Raw genomic sequence first — 14,724 nt, 5'->3', positions numbered from 1 at the left:
TTAATTTATTAGCTGACGATTCTTCAGTTTATATTTAACAAATTGATTGATGAGAATGAAGATTCCTGTCATCAGACTGGTTACTATCCAATAATTAACCAAGGCGCCATGATTCCCAATCACAGGGGGATTACTCATAAAGCCATAATTCCCTCCTGTCAAGAGGTTGGCTAGAAAGATAATAGCATTGACACCAAAGGTCATCTGACATATTTTCCAAGTATCCCCTTTTTCAACTTTATAATATCTAATAAGATAAATCAAGCAGTTAGCCAAGAGGGCCCAGTGTCCAAAAACATTGTTCACAGACGAAACATGGGGGAAAGGAAACGGATAAAAGACTGGATAAACTAAAGCCATGATAGAGCCAAAAACTCCCACTAAGGCAAAGTATTGTTTGAAAAAGGTCTTATTAGGGGCAAAAAGAATCATCCACATAGCCATGCGACTATGGTAAAAAGGGAGAGCCTCCGACAAGGGTAGGCGTGCCGAAATATACCAAGCGTTGATAATCAGCAGTTGAATCAATTGACCCCAATACCAAAAATATCGATAGCGCTTAGATGAGGCATAGCGAATTGATAGAGCAGCTATGACTAGCAAAGAAGTCGGTAACAAAATGTACCATGTCCCCAAGTCTGGAGGGACTGTTTTTTTACTGGTAAAAAGTAATTCCCAAATTGTCATATTTCATCCTTAACTTATTCGAGTCGGTAAATGTCTCCATCTTGTTTGCCGACTAAAAACCAATGCTGTTCTTGCTTCTATTTTCAACCATTATATCGAATTAAAATCCTTTTTTCAATTTCTACTTCTTTTCAACTTGACTTACCTTATTTATAGGAAAATATGGTAAAATAGAACAGATAAATAATCATCATTTCACGAAAGGATGCAAGATGAAAATTACGCAAGAAGAGGTAACACACGTTGCCAATCTTTCAAAATTAAAATTCTCAGAAGAAGAAACTACTGAGTTTGCGACAACCTTATCTAAGATTGTTGATATGGTCGAATTGCTCGGCGAAGTCGACACTACTGGTGTCGAACCAACGACTACCATGGCAGATCGCAAGACCGTTCTACGCCCAGACGTAGCCGAAGAGGGAACTGACCGTGATCGCTTATTTAAAAATGTACCTGAAAAAAACAATTACTATATCAAGGTACCAGCTATCCTGGACGATGGAGGAGATGCCTAATGACTTTTAACAATAAAACGATTGAAGAGTTGCATAATCTCCTTGTATCTAAGGAAATTTCTGCAACCGAACTAACGCAAGCAACGCTTGAAGATATCAAGGCGCGTGAAGAAGCTATCAATGCTTTCGTCACTATCGCAGAGGAACAAGCACTTGCTCAAGCCAAGGCTATTGACCAAGCTGGAATCGATGCTGATAATATTCTTTCAGGAATTCCGCTAGCAGTTAAGGATAATATCTCTACAGACGGCATCCTCACAACTGCAGCTTCAAAAATGCTTTATAACTACGAGCCAATCTTTGATGCGACAGCTGTTGCCAATGCAAAAACTAAGGGCATGATCATTGTTGGGAAAACCAACATGGACGAGTTTGCCATGGGTGGTTCTGGTGAAACATCTTACTACGGTGCAACTAAAAATGCCTGGGACCACAACAAGGTTCCTGGTGGATCATCTAGTGGTTCCGCAGCTTCTGTAGCTTCAGGACAAGTCCGTTTGTCTCTTGGTTCTGATACAGGTGGATCCATCCGCCAACCGGCTGCCTTCAACGGAATTGTCGGTCTCAAACCAACCTACGGAACAGTTTCACGTTTTGGTCTGATTGCCTTTGGTAGCTCATTAGACCAGATTGGACCTTTTGCTCCTACCGTTAAGGAAAATGCGCTCTTGCTCAATGCTATTGCTAGCGAAGATGCAAAAGACTCTACTTCTGCTCCTGTCCACATTGCCGACTTTACTTCAAAAATCGGACAAGACATCAAGGACATGAAAATTGCTTTGCCTAAGGAATACCTTGGTGAAGGGATTGACCCAGAAGTTAAAGAAACTATCCTCAACGCAGCCAAGCACTTTGAAAAACTTGGTGCTATCGTTGAAGAAGTTAGCCTTCCACATTCAAAATACGGAGTTGCCGTTTACTACATCATCGCTTCATCTGAAGCTTCATCAAACTTGCAACGATTTGACGGTATCCGTTATGGTTTCCGTGCTGAAGACGCTAAAAACTTGGACGAGATTTACGTTAATACTCGCAGCCAAGGATTTGGTAACGAAGTGAAACGTCGTATCATGCTTGGTACTTTCAGTCTTTCATCAGGTTACTACGATGCTTATTATAAGAAGGCTGGTCAAGTTCGTACCCTCATTATCCAAGATTTTGAAAAAGTCTTTGCAGATTACGACCTCATCCTCGGTCCAACAGCTCCAAGCGTGGCCTTTGACTTGGATTCACTCAACCACGATCCAGTTGCTATGTACTTGGCAGACCTCTTGACAATCCCAGTCAACTTGGCAGGTCTCCCAGGAATTTCAATTCCTGCAGGATTTGCTCAAGATCTACCTGTCGGTCTACAATTAATTGGTCCAAAATACTCTGAAGAGACCATTTATCAAGCTGCTGCTGCTTTTGAAGCAACAACAGACTACCACAAACAACAACCCGTGATTTTTGGAGGTGATAACTAATGAACTTTGAAACAGTCATTGGACTTGAAGTCCACGTAGAGCTCAACACCAATTCAAAAATCTTCTCACCTACTTCTGCCCACTTTGGAAATGACCAAAATGCCAATACAAACGTGATTGACTGGTCTTTCCCAGGCGTACTGCCAGTTCTCAATAAGGGTGTCGTCGATGCTGGTATCAAAGCAGCTCTTGCCCTCAACATGGACATCCACAAGAAGATGCACTTTGACCGTAAGAACTACTTCTATCCAGATAATCCTAAAGCCTATCAAATTTCTCAATTTGATGAACCAATCGGTTATAACGGCTGGATTGAAGTGGAGCTAGAAGACGGAACAACTAAGAAAATCGGTATTGAGCGTGCCCATTTGGAAGAAGATGCTGGTAAAAATACTCACGGAACAGATGGTTTCTCTTATGTCGACCTTAATCGTCAAGGGGTGCCATTGATTGAGATTGTATCTGAAGCAGACATGCGTTCCCCTGAAGAAGCTTATGCATATCTTACAGCCCTCAAGGAAGTGATCCAATACGCTGGTATTTCTGACGTTAAGATGGAAGAAGGTTCCATGCGTGTGGATGCCAACATCTCCCTTCGTCCTTATGGTCAAGAGAAATTTGGTACCAAAACTGAGTTGAAAAACCTTAACTCCTTCTCAAACGTGCGTAAGGGTCTTGAATACGAAGTGCAACGTCAGGCTGAAATCCTTCGTTCAGGTGGTCAAATCCGCCAAGAAACACGTCGTTACGATGAAGCGAATAAAGCAACTATCCTCATGCGTGTCAAGGAAGGTGCTGCAGACTACCGCTACTTCCCAGAACCAGACCTACCACTCTTTGAAATCTCAGATGAGTGGATTGAGGAAATGCGCACTGAATTGCCAGAGTTTCCAAAAGAACGCCGTGCTCGCTATGTCTCTCAACTCGGATTATCAGACTACGATGCTAGCCAGTTGACTGCCAATAAAGTCACTTCTGATTTCTTTGAAAAAGCTGTCGCCCTCGGTGGTGATGCTAAACAAGTTTCTAACTGGCTCCAAGGTGAAGTCGCTCAATTCTTGAACGCCGAAGTTAAGACACTGGAACAAATCGAATTGACACCAGAAAACTTGGTTGAAATGATTGCCATCATCGAAGACGGTACTATTTCGTCTAAGATTGCCAAGAAAGTCTTTGTTCACCTAGCTAAAAATGGTGGTGGAGCACGTGAATACGTGGAAAAAGCTGGTTTAGTTCAAATCTCAGATCCTGATGTTTTGATTCCAATTATTCATCAAGTCTTTGCGGATAACGAAGCCGCTGTTGCCGACTTCAAATCAGGAAAACGTAACGCTGACAAGGCCTTCACAGGATTCCTCATGAAAGCAACCAAAGGCCAAGCCAACCCGCAAGTCGCCCTTAAACTACTTGCCCAAGAATTGACTAAGTTGAAAGAGAACGAGTAAATATACTTTCGTTAATAGCCTTTTCTACTAAAAAATAGAATAAGGAGAATAAATGAACAAATTTTTACGAGTACTATTTATTTTAGTTATTGTCGCCATGTTGGGTGCTTCTATTCTGCAAATCTTTCTCCCATCATATATGGGAGAGCATTCTGGTTACGGTATTTCTGAAGGATGGCAAAGAGAAATTGGAATTTGGAATCTAGCTGTCTTAATTATTATTCTTGCCGTTAATATTAAGTACGATTGGTTTTACCTGCGAATTGCCCTTCTTGCCCTCATTATTGGTGGTATAGGAATAGGAACAAATCATTTGTTAAATTTTATTGAATATCATTCTCCTGTTAATGCAATTGGTGCTATCGAGAATTATATACTCGTATTTGGTTGGATTATAGGGTGGTTTATTGAAAATAAAACTATAAAACTCCAAAACTCTTTATAGACATAAAATTTAGCAAAAACTATTTTTATACTCACATAGTTAGGAGACATATGAAAAAGTTATATACTCTTCTCGCCACTTGTTTATTGTTGTTCTTCTTCACACCATTTAACTCAATTGATGCTGGCGTTGGCCATTCGCGAAGTGGTAGCTCTAGCCGAAGCAGTTCAAGAAGTAGCAGCCGCAGTAGCTCAAGTCGCAGCTCCTCTTATAAAAGTAGCTATCGCTCTGGAAGTAGCTCCTCTAGTTCAGGTGGTTCTTTAGGTACTGGTATGAACATGCTTATCATGTTTGGTGTAGGAGGTTTCTTACTCTACATGTTCATCAAATATCTAAGCGACCAGAATTCATCTTCTGGCAAGTCTTACGGTAGTTCAACTGGGTATAATCCACCTAGCCATCGCCGAGTAGAACACAACACACTAGCTGTTAATCGTGTCAAATATGGTGATCCAAACTTTGATGCTGATGCCTTCGCTTCATGGGTTAAAGAAGTCTATATTCAGTTGCAGGCAGCCTGGACTAAAAAGGATTGGAATTTGGTTCGCTCTCTCGAAAGTACTAGTCTCTATTCCCAACATAGTACTCAACTCGAAGATCATATTCGGGCAAAAACAACCAATGTTTTAGAAAAAGTCTATGTTGAAAATATCCGCATCAAAGATTTCTACGAAAATTCAGATGGAAATGATACTTTAGTGGTTATCCTTTCATCTACACTCAGAGACTATGTTATCGATGATAAGACTCGTAAGGTTATCGAAGGAGACCCTCAACAAGATCTATTTACAGTTTATCAAATGAACTTCATCCGCAAACATGGTAGCCAAACTGAAAACACTGTTCAAGATGAAGCTGTTAGCGACCACTGTCCAAACTGTGGTGCTCCACTTAAAATCTCAGCTATTAGCCAATGTGAATACTGCGGAGCTGAGCTCACACGTAGTCCAAATCAATGGGTACTCGATACCTACGATGTTGTGGATGAAGACGAACTTTATAATTAGGAGGAAATTATGGGATTTATTCGTGCCGCCCTATCTTCAGGGCTTAATAGTTTTAACGATAGCAAATTTAAAGAAGCGATCGTACTTCCAAATAACCTAACAGCCGATGCTTTGGCCATTAAAGGCCAACTTCTTTCAAAAGATCCAGATGGCAAATCTAGACAAAGTAATCAAAACACTGGACTACTAACAGATGGTAGTGTCGTTATTGTTCCTCAAGGCTATGTCGCTATTCTAGTGAACAACGGTACCTTCCTTGGAGACGTCTTAGAAGCTGGTAGCCACGAATGGCGTTCTGGAGACAATGCCTGGCTTCTTGAAAAAGGTGGCCTAAAGGGTACTTGGGAAAATTTCAAAAACCGCTTCTCATTTGGTGGTCAAGTCATTACCCAACAAGAAATCATCTTTATTCGTATGCAACCCGTTGCCGGAAATAAATTCGGTACACAGAATGCTGTAGAATACTTCAGTGAACGTTATCAACAATTACTTAACATCCGCTTCTACGGCTTATTTGATATTAAAGTTGCTGATCCAGTCCTATTCTACGTCAGCTCCATCAGTCAACAAATTGAAGACCATAAAGCTTTTACATTACAAAATGTAGCTCAAGGAACACTTCGACAAAATATCGCACCAAAGATTGCTATTGCAATTGCTAAGTTTACCAATGAAAACAAGGTAGATATCTATAGCCTTAATGCCAATCAAGATACTTTCAATGAGCTAGCAAAACAAGAAGTTAATAAGGTATGGGCAGGACTTTATGGGATTGAAACAACCAACATTCTACTTGAAGATTTGAGCTATGATCAAGAAAGCTTAGATATTGTCCGTAAGCTTGATAGCGAGCTTGTCGCTATGAAGTACAATACGATTGAGATTGAAGAACGTCGTGCTCGTAATGAAGCTCTCATCGCTGCTGCTAACAACGAAGGCAATGGCAATGGTATGAACATGATTATGGGAATGAATCTAGGACAAACGCTTGGCAATCAACTCAACCAACAAGCCCAAACTCAAGCCCCTGTTCAAAATAACGGGCAAACTGCAAGCAAGAACTTTTACATCGAGGTAGACGGTAAGTATGTTCTCGTAACCAAAGATGAAGAAGGAAATATCGTACCAGTCAACTAATTCAAGCTCATCTGATATTTGAGAATTATTGCATTTTATGGTACAATAAAGAGTAAACTATTTATTAAAGAGGTAAAAACATGATTGAAGCAAGTAAACTAAAGGCTGGTATGACTTTTGAAACAGCTGAAGGAAAATTGATCCGCGTTTTGGAAGCTAGCCACCACAAACCAGGTAAAGGAAACACTATCATGCGTATGAAATTGCGTGATGTCCGCACTGGTTCAACTTTTGAAACAAGCTACCGCCCAGAAGAAAAATTTGAGCAAGCGATCATCGAAACAGTTCCAGCTCAATACTTGTACAAAATGGACGACACAGCTTACTTCATGAACACAGAAACTTACGACCAATACGAAATTCCTGTTGTGAATGTTGAAAACGAATTGCTTTACATCCTTGAAAACTCAGATGTAAAAATCCAATTCTACGGAACTGAAGTAATCGGTGTAACTGTACCAACTACTGTTGAATTGACAGTTGCTGAAACACAACCATCTATTAAAGGTGCTACTGTTACAGGTTCTGGTAAACCAGCAACAATGGAAACTGGTCTTGTCGTGAACGTTCCAGACTTCATCGAAGCAGGTCAAAAATTGATTATCAACACTGCAGAAGGAACTTACGTTTCTCGCGCCTAATCTCTAGAAACTAGAAAGAGGTCATTCTATGGGAATTGAAGAACAACTTGGCGAAATCGTCATCGCCCCACGTGTACTTGAAAAAATCATTGCTATTGCAACTGCGAAAGTTGAAGGCGTACACTCTTTTTCAAACAAATCAGTATCTGACACCCTTTCAAAACTTTCTCTTGGTCGTGGCGTATATCTAAAAGAAGCAAACGATGAGCTCACAGCTGATATCTACCTCTACCTAGAGTACGGTGTCAAAGTTCCTAAGGTTGCTATGGCTATCCAGAAAGCTGTTAAGGATGCTGTCCGTAACATGGCTGATGTTGAAATCTCTGCTGTCAACATTCACGTTTCAGGTATCGTTCCAGATAAAACACCAAAACCAGAATTGAAAGACTTATTCGACGAGGACTTCCTCAATGACTAGTCCATTATTAGAATCTAGACGTGAACTACGTAAGTGTGCTTTCCAAGCCTTGATGAGTCTTGAATTTGGTTCAGATCTAGAAACTGCTTGTCGCTTCGCCTACACACATGATCGCGAAGATACAGACGTACAACTTCCTAACTTCCTTGTAGAGCTCGTTTCTGGTGTCCAAGCTAAGAAGGATGATCTGGACAAACAAATCACTCAACATTTGAAAACTGGTTGGACCATCGATCGTCTGACTTTGGTAGAAAAGAATTTACTACGCCTAGGAGTTTTTGAAATCACTTCATTTGATACTCCTCAACTCGTAGTTGTTAACGAAGCTATTGAACTTGCTAAGAGCTTTTCAGATCAAAAGTCAGCCCGTTTCATCAATGGACTCCTCAGTCAATTTGTGACAGAAGAAGATTAAATAATATAGAAAAAGTGTTTGACAATTATCAAACACTTTTTTCTTTGCCTTCCACTATCTAAAAAAGTGGTAATAGACATAATTATAAACAAATATCCAGATGGGCTTGGCATAAGTGAGAAAGTTGAAAAAACTATGGCATAGGAATGTAATTTTCAGGTTCTTTGTCCAACGGTAGACAAGGGCAAAGAAAAGGCCTCCTAAACTATAAAACATCAAACTGATAGGATCGCGATGGGAAAACACCAAATGACTGATTCCAAAGATAAGGGCTGATAAGATAACATCCAGATAATACTTGGAGTTTGGAAAGAAGGTATTCATAAAATACCCTCTATCAACCATCTCCTCAAATATAGGGGCCACGATGACACTCGATATAAAATGGAAACTAGTCGCTAAAAAAGTAGGTTGTCCATTAGAATATAATGTCGAAATAAGGTCTTGAAAGATATACTTGTTATTAATTAAGTGATGAAACTGTAACTGAAAAGTATTCAACAACTGACGAACAAAATAAGTAGCCACTAGGCTTATTACAAGGTAAAAGAATCTTGACTTCTTCGAGCCCTTTTTTTCAAGAATATAGAGCATTTTTTTCTTTTTTAACCAGCAGACAAACATCACTAAAAGAGTTACTTCCCCAACTGCTGAAATGCTATAATAACCATCTATCCCCCATCCTAAAAACTTAGTCAGATGAAGACTACTAAACTCTAGTAGATAAACCGAGAGGAATATAAAGAATGTATAGACTCCCAAATGCCAAAGTTTTTTCATACTCACTCCTTAAAAAATTTAAATTACCTTGATGGAGGAAAAGAATAACAATCCCCTATTCAGTTTATCAGTTATATACTGACCTAGCACAGCATAAAATCTATAAAAACTTATACTCTTCGAAAATCAAATTCAAACCACGTCAGCTTCACCTTGGATTATATATGTGACTGACTTCGTCAGTCTTATCTACAACCTCAAAGCAGTGCTTTGAGCAACCTGCGGCTAGCTTCCTAGTTTGCTCTTTGATTTTCATTGAGTATTAATCTATTCTCTGTAGCACTTATAGATTATCATTCCTTATTATATAATATACATCTTTTGTTAACGACTCTCAGTTCCATTTCCTCAACTGTCAATTTTTAATCCTGAAATGAATTTTTGAGAGAAACTAAAAAGCTAGAACCGTTTTTAGTTCTAGCTTTCTTTTTAATACTTTCTAAAGCGTTGATAACGCTCTTCCAAAAGTTTCTCCAATGATAATTGTTTTAATTGTTCAATTTCTGTTTGAAGTTCATTTTTTACACGAGCTAGCAGCTCTTTGGCAGAGAGACCTCTCTCTGAAATAACCTTATCAACGACTTCCATCTCTAAAAGTTCATGGGAAGTGATTTTCATCAACTCAGCTGCTTCCATTGCACGCGTACCATCTTTCCACAAGATAGAAGCAAAGCCTTCAGGACTGAGAACTGCATAGATAGAGTTTTCTAGCATCCAAACACGGTCAGCTACTGCTAGAGCTAGAGCTCCACCAGAGCCCCCTTCACCGATAATAATGGCGATTATGGGCACTTTTAGGTCGCTCATTTCAAAGAGATTGCGAGCAATGGCTTCACCTTGACCACGTTCTTCTGCGCCTACACCAGGATAGGCACCAGCAGTATTGATAAAGGTTACAATTGGACGACCAAACTTTTCTGCTTGTTTCATCAAACGAAGGGCTTTTCGATAACCTTCAGGATGAGGTTGACCAAAGTTACGGTTAAGATTATCTTGTAAGCTTTTACCTTTTTGGATTCCAACAACAGTCACTGCTTGATCTTCCAACCAACCGATACCACCAATAATAGCACCATCATCACGGAAGGAGCGATCCCCATGCAGCTCAATAAAATCATCAAAAATTCCTGTTGCGAAGTCCAAGGCTGTTAGGCGAGTTTGTTCACGAGCTTCTCTAACGATTTTCGCAATATTCATCAACTCTCCCTCCTGTGTAGTCTTACTAATCGAGCAATCGTATCTGGCAATTCTCGCCGTTTAATAATTGCATCCACAAAACCATGTTCCAGTAAAAACTCTGCTTTCTGGAAGTCTTCTGGTAGGTCTTCTCTTACTGTATTTTCAATCACACGGCGTCCAGCAAAACCTACCAAACTTTGAGGTTCCGCCAAGATGATATCCCCTTCCATTGCAAAGGAAGCTGTTACTCCTCCAGTCGTCGGGTCAGTAAGGATTGTCAGATAAAAGAGACCTGCATTGGAATGACGTTTGACTGCGGCAGAGATTTTGGCCATCTGCATCAAGCTCATGATTCCTTCCTGCATTCGTGCTCCACCAGAAGCTGTAAACAATACGACAGGTAATTTTTCAGCGGTCGCATATTCGAACAAGCGAGTGATTTTCTCACCAACAACTGTCCCCATCGATGCCATGATAAAGTTAGAATCCATGATGCCAAGGGCAACCTTCTCTCCCTTAATCAAAGCTGTTCCTGTTACAACAGCCTCATCAAGACCTGTCTTTTCACGCATCAAAGTCAATTTTTTACGATAGCCTGGAAAATTCAAAGGATCCTGAGTCTCAATCCCTTTAAACATTTCCAAAAACGTCCCCATATCAATGGTTAAAGCTAAACGCTCTTGAGCTGAAATACGGAAGGTATAGCCACAGTGAGGGCATATCCGCTCACTCCCCAAGTCCTTTTGGTAAATCGTATATTTGCAACCTGGACATTGGGAGAAGAGCTCATCTGGAACCTCTGGCTTGATCTGAGGTTGATTTACAGTCGAACGATTGGGATTGATTCGAATATATTTATCTTTTTTACTAAATAGAGCCATACATCCCCCTTTTCAGTCTTATACTATTTTTATACTCAATGAAAATCAAAGAGCAAACTAGGAAGCTAGCCGCAGGTTGCTCAAAGCACTGCTTTGAGGTTGTAGATAAGACTGACGAAGTCAGTCACATATATAATCCAAGGCGAAGCTGACGCGGTTTGAAGAGATTTTCGAAGAGTATTACATTATTCTTTTTCTTGATAGTGTGGTAAGAAAGTTTCCATCAAGAATGAAGTATCGTAGTCCCCTGCTATCACGCGACGATCTGAAATCAGATCAAGTTGGAAATCAGCATTGGTGACCACCCCTTCAATTTCGAGTTCATAAAGAGCTCGTTGCATTTTCATGAGTGCATCAAAACGATTTTCACCATGAACAATAATTTTAGCAATCATACTATCATAGTATGGTGGAATGGTATAACCTGGATAAACTGCAGAGTCCACACGCAAGCCGACACCACCACTTGGTAGATAAAGATTGGTAATCTTACCTGGACTTGGTGCAAAATTAAAGGCTGGGTTTTCTGCGTTGATACGGCACTCAATAGCATGTCCTTTTAGAACAATGTCTTCTTGTTTCAAAGCCAATGGTTGACCCGCTGCGATACGGATTTGTTCCTTGACAATATCTACACCTGAAACAAATTCGGTTACTGGATGTTCTACTTGGACACGCGTATTCATTTCCATAAAGTAGAATTTACCAGTCGCTTCATCTAGCAGGAATTCAATGGTACCAGCATTCTCGTAACCAACAGACTCCGCTGCACGAACTGCCGCAGCACCAATTTCATTACGAAGGGTTTTTCCAATAGCAATCGAAGGACTCTCTTCTAAAACCTTTTGGTTATTCCGTTGCAGCGAACAATCACGCTCACCTAAGTGAATAACATGTCCCAATTGGTCGGCAAGAATCTGTACTTCAATATGGCGAGCAGGATAGATCACACGCTCTAGGTACATCGCTCCATTACCAAAGTTGGCTTTAGCTTCACTAGAGGCTGTTTCAAAGGCTGACACGAGATCTTCTGCTTTTTCAACCTTACGAATCCCTTTTCCACCACCTCCAGCTGAAGCTTTCAGCATAACTGGATAACCAATTTTTTCAGCAATAGCAAGAGCCTCTTCTGCAGTATGAACTTCTCCATCTGAACCCGGAATGACGGGAACATTAGCCTTAATCATTTGAGCACGGGCGTTAATTTTATCACCCATGATATCCATTACACGAGCTGATGGTCCGATAAATTTGATCCCAACTTCTTCACACATGGTTGCAAATTTGGAATTTTCACTTAAAAAACCAAATCCAGGGTGAATAGCTTCAGCTTCAGTCAAGACTGCAGCTGATAGGATGGCATTGATGTTCAGATAAGATTCTGTAGCCTTCCCAGGGCCGATACAGATAGCCTCATCAGCCAAAAGCGTGTGGAGAGCTTCCTTGTCAGCAGTCGAATAGACAGCGACTGTTGCAATTCCTAATTCTCGTGCCGCACGAATAATACGAACAGCGATTTCACCACGATTGGCAATTAAAATCTTACGAAACATGGAAAACCTCCCTAGTTTCCAATAGCAAAGGTTAGAGTACCGCTTGCTGCAAGCTTACCATCTACTTCTGCCTTCGCTTCTACTACGGCGATTGTGCCACGACGTTTGACAAAAGTTGCTGTCATGACAAGCTGATCACCAGGAACAACTTGTTTCTTAAATTTAACTTTGTCCATACCAGCGTAGAAGACCAGCTTCCCTTTGTTCTCAGGTTTTGATAATTCCAAAACACCTGCTGTTTGTGCCAAAGCTTCCATGATCAAGACACCTGGCATTACAGGGTAGGCTGAAAAGTGTCCGTTGAAGAAAGGTTCGTTAATCGTTACATTTTTAATAGCAACGATTGTATCTTCACTAACTTCTAAAACACGATCCACTAAGAGCATGGGATAACGGTGTGGCAAAGCTTCTTTAATTCCTTGAATATCAATCATTTGATACGTACCAAGCCTTTCCCGAACTCAACCATTTCTTCATTTTCAACTAGAATTTCTGTTACAACACCATCTTTAGGTGCTGGAATTTCGTTCATAACTTTCATGGCTTCGATGATGACCAAGGTTTGACCTTTTTTAACAATATCACCGACTGAAACAAAATTAGGTTTGTCTGGTCCCGCAGCCAAGTAAGCAACTCCAACCAGTGGACTCTCTACTAGATCTCCTTCAGCTACAGATTCAGTAGCGCTTGTTTCTGAAACTACTTCTACAGCTGGTGTTGAAGTTGGAGCTTGTGGTGCAACTGTAGGTGCAGTTGCTGGAACTACAGGTTGAGGTGCTGGACTTGCTTCTGCAACAAGTTTTGCTTCATTCTTGCTGAAGAGCAACTCATCCGTTCCATTTTTATAAGAAAATTCTCTCAAGCTCGACTGGTCAAATTGCGCCATCAAGTCTTTGATTTCATTTAAATTCATCTTTACTTATTCTCCCAACGTTTGAAAGCAAGAACTGCATTATGCCCACCAAATCCAAAAGTATTTGAGATAGCATAAGGAATTTCACGTTCCAAGCCTTGTCCATAAATAACATTTGCTTCAATGTAGTCTGATAGTTCTGTTGTTCCAGCTGTCATTGGAACATAGTTGTTACGAATGGCTTCAATTGTTGCAATTGCTTCAACTGCACCAGCTGCACCGAGCAAGTGTCCTGTAAATGACTTAGTTGAAGATACAGGTACTTCCTTACCAAGAACAGCCACAATCGCTCCACTTTCTCCTTTTTCATTAGCTGGAGTTGATGTACCGTGTGCATTAACGTAGGCTACTTGGTCTGGTGTAATCTCAGCTTCATCCAAGGCAAGTTTGATAGCTTTAATAGCCCCTTGACCTTCCGGATGTGGTGAAGTCATGTGGTAGGCATCACAAGTGTTACCGTAACCAACAACTTCAGCTAAGATAGTTGCACCACGTTTTTCAGCATGCTCTAAACTTTCAAGAACCAACATACCTGATCCTTCACCCATGACAAATCCATTACGATCCTTATCAAATGGAATAGAAGCACGAGTTGGGTCCTCTGTTGTTGAAAGAGCTGTTAAGGCTTGGAAACCAGCAATCGCAAATGGAGTAATAGATGATTCTGAACCACCAACCAACATGATATCTTGGAAACCAAACTTGATAGAACGGAAGGCATCTCCGATAGCATCATTTGATGAGGCACAAGCTGTATTGATAGATTTACAAACCCCATTTGCCCCAAAGCGCATAGCAACATTTCCTGCAGCCATGTTTGGCAAAGCTTTTGGAAGTGTCAATGGTTTTACACGTTTTGGTCCCTTATCATGAAGTCGAAGCACTTGATCTTCAATTTCTTTAATTCCACCGATACCTGATGCAACGATGACACCAAAGCGGTCTTTATCAAGAGTCTCTACATCAAGATTAGCATTGTTCACTGCTTCTTGAGCTGCATACAAGGCATACAAAGAATAGTCATCAAAACGATTGGTATCTTTTTTTACAAAGTATTTATCAAACGGAAAATCCTGGATCTCTGCCGCATTATGAACGTCAAAAGCACTGTGATCAAATTTGGTGATTTCACCAATTCCAATCTTTCCATTTTTAAGACTGTTCCAAAATTCTTCTGGTGTGTTCCCAATTGGAGATGTCAATCCATAACCTGTTACTACTACACGATTTAGTTTCATTTTC

The 14,724-nt window shown here is 40.5% G+C and carries 17 protein-coding genes; 9 read left to right on the top strand and 8 right to left on the bottom strand.

Annotated elements, in window-relative coordinates; genetic code table 11:
- Complete coding sequence (locus QM460_RS05030; RefSeq protein ID WP_414289422.1) at positions 1 to 687, bottom strand: TIGR02206 family membrane protein; 687 nt, start codon at positions 685 to 687, stop codon at positions 1 to 3.
- Between the two features lie 212 nt (positions 688 to 899).
- On the opposite strand from QM460_RS05030, the gene gatC reads away from it, so the two are divergent.
- The 9 genes from gatC (at position 900) to nusB (ending at position 8,176) form a co-directional block, all read left to right on the top strand.
- Complete coding sequence (gene gatC, locus QM460_RS05025) at positions 900 to 1,202, top strand: Asp-tRNA(Asn)/Glu-tRNA(Gln) amidotransferase subunit GatC (RefSeq protein WP_414289421.1); 303 nt, start codon at positions 900 to 902, stop codon at positions 1,200 to 1,202.
- Positions 1,202 to 2,668, top strand: coding sequence for an Asp-tRNA(Asn)/Glu-tRNA(Gln) amidotransferase subunit GatA (gene gatA, locus QM460_RS05020; RefSeq protein WP_414289420.1), 1,467 nt, complete (start codon positions 1,202 to 1,204; stop codon positions 2,666 to 2,668). The genes gatC and gatA overlap by 1 nt, the downstream gene beginning before the upstream one ends.
- Positions 2,668 to 4,113, top strand: coding sequence for an Asp-tRNA(Asn)/Glu-tRNA(Gln) amidotransferase subunit GatB (gatB, locus tag QM460_RS05015; RefSeq protein WP_414289419.1), 1,446 nt, complete (start codon positions 2,668 to 2,670; stop codon positions 4,111 to 4,113). The genes gatA and gatB overlap by 1 nt, the downstream gene beginning before the upstream one ends.
- A gap of 52 nt (positions 4,114 to 4,165) precedes the next feature.
- Complete coding sequence (locus QM460_RS05010) at positions 4,166 to 4,558, top strand: hypothetical protein (protein WP_414289418.1); 393 nt, start codon at positions 4,166 to 4,168, stop codon at positions 4,556 to 4,558.
- A 50-nt stretch (positions 4,559 to 4,608) separates the two neighbouring features.
- The gene (locus QM460_RS05005) at positions 4,609 to 5,565 is read left to right on the top strand and encodes a zinc-ribbon domain-containing transport protein (protein ID WP_060955333.1); all 957 of its coding nucleotides are present in this window, start codon (positions 4,609 to 4,611) and stop codon (positions 5,563 to 5,565) included.
- Between the two features lie 9 nt (positions 5,566 to 5,574).
- Complete coding sequence (locus QM460_RS05000) at positions 5,575 to 6,702, top strand: SPFH domain-containing protein (RefSeq protein WP_049508934.1); 1,128 nt, start codon at positions 5,575 to 5,577, stop codon at positions 6,700 to 6,702.
- Between the two features lie 80 nt (positions 6,703 to 6,782).
- A complete protein-coding gene (gene efp, locus QM460_RS04995; RefSeq protein ID WP_000568646.1) occupies positions 6,783 to 7,343 on the top strand; it encodes an elongation factor P in 561 nt (186 codons plus the stop codon).
- Positions 7,344 to 7,371: 28 nt separating this feature from the next.
- The gene (locus QM460_RS04990) at positions 7,372 to 7,761 is read left to right on the top strand and encodes an Asp23/Gls24 family envelope stress response protein (RefSeq protein WP_000510582.1); all 390 of its coding nucleotides are present in this window, start codon (positions 7,372 to 7,374) and stop codon (positions 7,759 to 7,761) included.
- Complete coding sequence (gene nusB, locus QM460_RS04985; RefSeq protein WP_414289417.1) at positions 7,754 to 8,176, top strand: transcription antitermination factor NusB; 423 nt, start codon at positions 7,754 to 7,756, stop codon at positions 8,174 to 8,176. Before QM460_RS04990 ends, nusB begins: the two co-directional genes overlap by 8 nt.
- 54 nt (positions 8,177 to 8,230) lie before the next feature.
- On the opposite strand, the gene QM460_RS04980 is transcribed toward nusB, so the two are convergent.
- The 7 genes from QM460_RS04980 to fabF form a co-directional block, all read right to left on the bottom strand.
- Positions 8,231 to 8,956 carry a lysostaphin resistance A-like protein gene (locus QM460_RS04980; RefSeq protein WP_414289416.1) on the bottom strand — a complete coding sequence of 242 codons (726 nt, stop codon included), beginning with the start codon at positions 8,954 to 8,956 and terminating at the stop codon, positions 8,231 to 8,233.
- 429 nt (positions 8,957 to 9,385) lie between these two features.
- On the bottom strand, positions 9,386 to 10,153 hold the full coding sequence (locus QM460_RS04975) for an acetyl-CoA carboxylase carboxyl transferase subunit alpha (protein WP_414289415.1): 768 nt from the start codon (positions 10,151 to 10,153) through the stop codon (positions 9,386 to 9,388).
- Positions 10,153 to 11,016, bottom strand: coding sequence for an acetyl-CoA carboxylase, carboxyltransferase subunit beta (gene accD / locus QM460_RS04970; protein ID WP_049503080.1), 864 nt, complete (start codon positions 11,014 to 11,016; stop codon positions 10,153 to 10,155). The genes QM460_RS04975 and accD overlap by 1 nt, the downstream gene beginning before the upstream one ends.
- Positions 11,017 to 11,201: 185 nt before the next feature.
- A complete protein-coding gene (gene accC / locus QM460_RS04965) occupies positions 11,202 to 12,569 on the bottom strand; it encodes an acetyl-CoA carboxylase biotin carboxylase subunit (RefSeq protein ID WP_414289414.1) in 1,368 nt (455 codons plus the stop codon).
- Between the two features lie 11 nt (positions 12,570 to 12,580).
- Positions 12,581 to 13,003 carry a 3-hydroxyacyl-ACP dehydratase FabZ gene (fabZ, locus tag QM460_RS04960; protein WP_414289413.1) on the bottom strand — a complete coding sequence of 141 codons (423 nt, stop codon included), beginning with the start codon at positions 13,001 to 13,003 and terminating at the stop codon, positions 12,581 to 12,583.
- Positions 13,000 to 13,482: an acetyl-CoA carboxylase biotin carboxyl carrier protein gene (gene accB / locus QM460_RS04955; RefSeq protein WP_414289412.1), complete on the bottom strand. Its 483-nt coding sequence runs from the start codon at positions 13,480 to 13,482 to the stop codon at positions 13,000 to 13,002. Before accB ends, fabZ begins: the two co-directional genes overlap by 4 nt.
- Positions 13,483 to 13,484: 2 nt before the next feature.
- A complete protein-coding gene (fabF, locus tag QM460_RS04950; protein ID WP_414289441.1) occupies positions 13,485 to 14,720 on the bottom strand; it encodes a beta-ketoacyl-ACP synthase II in 1,236 nt (411 codons plus the stop codon).
- Between the last annotated feature and the right edge of the window lie 4 nt (positions 14,721 to 14,724).

It is taken from the genome of Streptococcus infantis (genome assembly GCF_047464415.1).
GTDB classification, from domain to species: Bacteria; Bacillota; Bacilli; order Lactobacillales; family Streptococcaceae; genus Streptococcus; species Streptococcus infantis_AE.
The sequence above is the reverse complement of the archived record's forward strand: the minus strand, read 5'-3'. Positions and strand labels throughout refer to the sequence as shown.

Coding starts and splice junctions, on each gene's coding strand:
- QM460_RS05030 (WP_414289422.1), bottom strand. CDS start 687: ATGACAATTTGGGAATTACTTTTTACCAGTAAAAAAACAGTCCCTCCA.
- gatC (WP_414289421.1), top strand. CDS start 900: ATGAAAATTACGCAAGAAGAGGTAACACACGTTGCCAATCTTTCAAAA.
- gatA (WP_414289420.1), top strand. CDS start 1,202: ATGACTTTTAACAATAAAACGATTGAAGAGTTGCATAATCTCCTTGTA.
- gatB (WP_414289419.1), top strand. CDS start 2,668: ATGAACTTTGAAACAGTCATTGGACTTGAAGTCCACGTAGAGCTCAAC.
- QM460_RS05010 (WP_414289418.1), top strand. CDS start 4,166: ATGAACAAATTTTTACGAGTACTATTTATTTTAGTTATTGTCGCCATG.
- QM460_RS05005 (WP_060955333.1), top strand. CDS start 4,609: ATGAAAAAGTTATATACTCTTCTCGCCACTTGTTTATTGTTGTTCTTC.
- QM460_RS05000 (WP_049508934.1), top strand. CDS start 5,575: ATGGGATTTATTCGTGCCGCCCTATCTTCAGGGCTTAATAGTTTTAAC.
- efp (WP_000568646.1), top strand. CDS start 6,783: ATGATTGAAGCAAGTAAACTAAAGGCTGGTATGACTTTTGAAACAGCT.
- QM460_RS04990 (WP_000510582.1), top strand. CDS start 7,372: ATGGGAATTGAAGAACAACTTGGCGAAATCGTCATCGCCCCACGTGTA.
- nusB (WP_414289417.1), top strand. CDS start 7,754: ATGACTAGTCCATTATTAGAATCTAGACGTGAACTACGTAAGTGTGCT.
- QM460_RS04980 (WP_414289416.1), bottom strand. CDS start 8,956: ATGAAAAAACTTTGGCATTTGGGAGTCTATACATTCTTTATATTCCTC.
- QM460_RS04975 (WP_414289415.1), bottom strand. CDS start 10,153: ATGAATATTGCGAAAATCGTTAGAGAAGCTCGTGAACAAACTCGCCTA.
- accD (WP_049503080.1), bottom strand. CDS start 11,016: ATGGCTCTATTTAGTAAAAAAGATAAATATATTCGAATCAATCCCAAT.
- accC (WP_414289414.1), bottom strand. CDS start 12,569: ATGTTTCGTAAGATTTTAATTGCCAATCGTGGTGAAATCGCTGTTCGT.
- fabZ (WP_414289413.1), bottom strand. CDS start 13,003: ATGATTGATATTCAAGGAATTAAAGAAGCTTTGCCACACCGTTATCCC.
- accB (WP_414289412.1), bottom strand. CDS start 13,482: ATGAATTTAAATGAAATCAAAGACTTGATGGCGCAATTTGACCAGTCG.
- fabF (WP_414289441.1), bottom strand. CDS start 14,720: ATGAAACTAAATCGTGTAGTAGTAACAGGTTATGGATTGACATCTCCA.